The sequence below is a fragment of the uncultured Methylobacterium sp. genome, from assembly GCF_964244095.1.
Lineage (GTDB): Bacteria > Pseudomonadota > Alphaproteobacteria > Rhizobiales > Beijerinckiaceae > Methylobacterium.
The window spans coordinates 1-3,054 of the sequence record NZ_CAXTHR010000255.1 but is presented as its reverse complement, the minus strand read 5'-3'; the positions used below and the strand labels follow the sequence as shown (position 1 = coordinate 3,054).

Below are 3,054 nucleotides of genomic sequence, written 5' to 3'. Positions count from 1 at the left end.
AGGATCATCAGCCGCTCGACGTTGTTCTTGAGCTGGCGCACGTTGCCCGGCCAGTCGTGCGATTGCAGCACCGCCATCGCGTCCTGGCCGATGACGCGCCGCGGCAGGCCGGTCTGGGCCGAGATGTTGTCCATGAAGAAGGAGATCAATTCCGGCACGTCCTCGCGGCGCTCGGAGAGCGAGGGTACGCGGATCGGCACCACCGCGAGCCGGTGGAACAGGTCTTCGCGAAAACGCCCGGCGGCGATCTCCTCGGCGAGGTCGCGCGACGAGGACGAGATGATGCGGACGTCGACGTGAACGCGGGTGGTGCCCCCGACGCGCTGGAAGTTCTGATCGACGAGGACGCGCAGGATGCGCCCTTGCGTCTCCCGCGGCATGTCGGCGACCTCGTCGAGGTAGAGGGTGCCGCCGTGAGCCTCCTCCAGGGCGCCGACCCGCCGGCCCTGCTCGCCCTCGACCCCGAACAGCTCCGATTCCATCGTCTCGGGCAGGATCGCGGCAGCGTTCAGCAGCACGAACGGGCCGCTGGCGCGGGCCGAGGCCTTGTGCAGGCCACGCGCGGCGAGTTCCTTGCCGGAGCCGAGCGCGCCGGTGATCATCACCCGGGCGTTGGTCGGCGCGACGCGGTCCAGCGTCTGGCGGAGCTGATTGACCGCCACCGAGGCGCCGACGATGCGGTTGGCGTGGCCCGAGCGCGCCCTGAGATCGCGCACCTCGCGCTTGAGGCGCGACGCCTCCAGCGCGCGCTCGGCCACGAGGATCAGCCGGTCGGCCTTGAACGGCTTCTCGATGAAGTCGTAGGCGCCCGCCTTGATCGCCGAGACCGCGGTCTCGATGTTGCCGTGGCCCGAGATCATCACCACCGGCAGGTCGGGATGGCCCGCCTTGATCAGGTCCAGCACCTGGAGCCCGTCGAGGCGCGAGCCCTGGAGCCAGATGTCGAGGAAGACGAGGTGGGGGCGCCGCGCCTCGATCGCGGCCAGAGCCTCGTCGGAGCCGCCCGCGATGCGCGCGCGGTGGCCCTCGTCGTCGAGGATGCCGGCGACGAGGTCGCGGATGTCGGCCTCGTCGTCGACGACCAGGATATCGGCGCTCATGGCTGCATCTCCGCGATCTTTCGGGGGGCCGTCGGTGCGGCGCCCTTCTCATGAAGGTTGGCGTCGGGGCCGGCCGGGATTGCGCCTGCCGCCGCGTGGTCCGCAGCGGGCAGCGCGCGCGGCACCCGCATGCGCACCTGCCCGCCCCGGCCGGCGGGGTTGTCGTTCAGCTCGATGCCGCCGCCATGCTCTTCCAGCACCTTGCTGACGATGGCGAGCCCGAGGCCGGTGCCGCCCTCACGGGTCGTCATGTAGGGCTCGAGCAGGCGCTGGCGCCCCTCGGCGGGAAATCCCTTGCCGTTGTCGGTCACCGCGATCGTCGCGAAGGTCTCGTCCACCGTGAGACTCAGGGCGATCTTCCCCTTGCCGAGCTCGGCTTCGGGCACCTCGGCCACCGCCTCGACGGCGTTCTTGAGGATGTTGGTGATCACCTGCGACAGGAGCCGGATGTCGAAGGCCGCGGTGATCTTCTCGGCCGCCGCCGTGCCGGTGCCGCCGGTGCCGTGCGCGGTGAAGGAAAAATCGATGTCGGGATGGGCCACCCGCATCATGAACAGGTTCTGCTTGGCGATCTCGGTGAGGTCGTTCTCGGCGATCGCCGGCTTGGGCATCCGCGCGAACGACGAGAACTCGTCGACCATGCGCTTGATCTCGTCGACCTGGCGGATGATCGTCGCGGTGCACTGGTCGAACACCTCACGATCGGCGGTGATGACCTTGCCGTATTTGCGCCGGATGCGCTCGGCCGAGAGCTGGATCGGGGTGAGGGGGTTCTTGATCTCGTGGGCGATGCGGCGGGCCACGTCCGCCCAGGCCGAGGTGCGCTGGGCCGAGACGAGGTCGGTGATGTCGTCGGCGGTCACCACGAAGCCCCGCGCCCCGCCTTGCGCCTGCTCGCTCGTCACCCGCACCGCGATCGTGCGCTCGCGCCCCGCCCGGGTGAGCTGGATCTGCTGCTGGAGCGCCCGCTGGCGCCCCTCCCCGCCCGGCAGCAGCGGCGCGAGTTCCGGCACGGCGTCGGCCAGACGCCGGCCGACCAGCGCGTCGCTGGCCAGGTCCAGCATCCGCTCGGCCGCCGGGTTGGCGATCGTGACGACGCCGCCGGCATCGACGCCGACGACGCCGGGCGAGACGCCCGAGAGCACGGCTTCCGTGAAGCGGCGGCGGCGGTCGATCAGGTCGCTGGCCGCCGTAAGCCCGGCATGCTGGCGGCGCAGCTCCTGCGTCATCTTGTTGAAGCTCTCGCCGAGATGGGCGAGGTCGCCGCTGGTCTTCCGGGCCGGGACCTGGGCGTAGAAGTTGCCGGACGCGACTTGGTCGGCGGCGTTGATCAGCCGGCGGATCGGAGCGACGAAGCGGTTGGCGAAGTTCATCCCGAACCACACCGCCGAGAGCAGCGCGATCAGCGCGATCAGCACGAAGACCGAGGCGAAGGTGACCTGGATCGAGGTGCGCAGGGAATCGTAGGTGAGGTACTCGGCCGCCGCCGCGCGCGAGACGCCGGGGAAGTCGATGGCGAGCTGGCTGACCTCGCGCTGCACCAGCAGCACGGCGTCGTCGTAGGCCGGCATCCGGAACAGCGCCGCGAAGACCCGGCCTTCGGTCGGCAGCAGGCAGACCGGATCGTTGGACGTCGCCGCCTCCGCGAAGGCCGCCGCCGAGGGTAGCCGCGTGACCTTGAGCACGTCGATCTTGGCGCGGGCCACGACCTCGTTGGGACCGCGCATGATCTGGGCGACCGGCAGGCCGAGATTGGTCGCCCGGACGGTGAGGAAGCCCTCGAACCAGTCGCGGTTGACGTCGAAGTTCGGCCGCGCCCGCGTCAGGTCGTCGTTGAGGATGCGGATCTCGCGCGCCAGCGACTGGCACTGGTTCTCCTGGTAGGCGTCGGCGACCTCGACGGATTTCAGCACCACGTCGCGCACCCGGTCGGTGAAGCCGAGCGACAGGCCGC

General features: G+C 70.4%; 2 protein-coding genes. Both read right to left on the bottom strand.

Annotation, left to right across the window (positions count from 1 at the left end; genetic code table 11):
* On the bottom strand, positions 1-1,100 hold a 1,100-nt coding region (locus ACFE86_RS22095), incomplete at its 3' end, for a sigma-54-dependent transcriptional regulator (RefSeq protein ID WP_375457456.1).
* Positions 1,097-3,054 (bottom strand): PAS domain-containing sensor histidine kinase (locus ACFE86_RS22090; protein ID WP_375457455.1); only part of this gene is annotated, 1,958 nt, incomplete at its 5' end. The genes ACFE86_RS22090 and ACFE86_RS22095, both read right to left, overlap by 4 nt.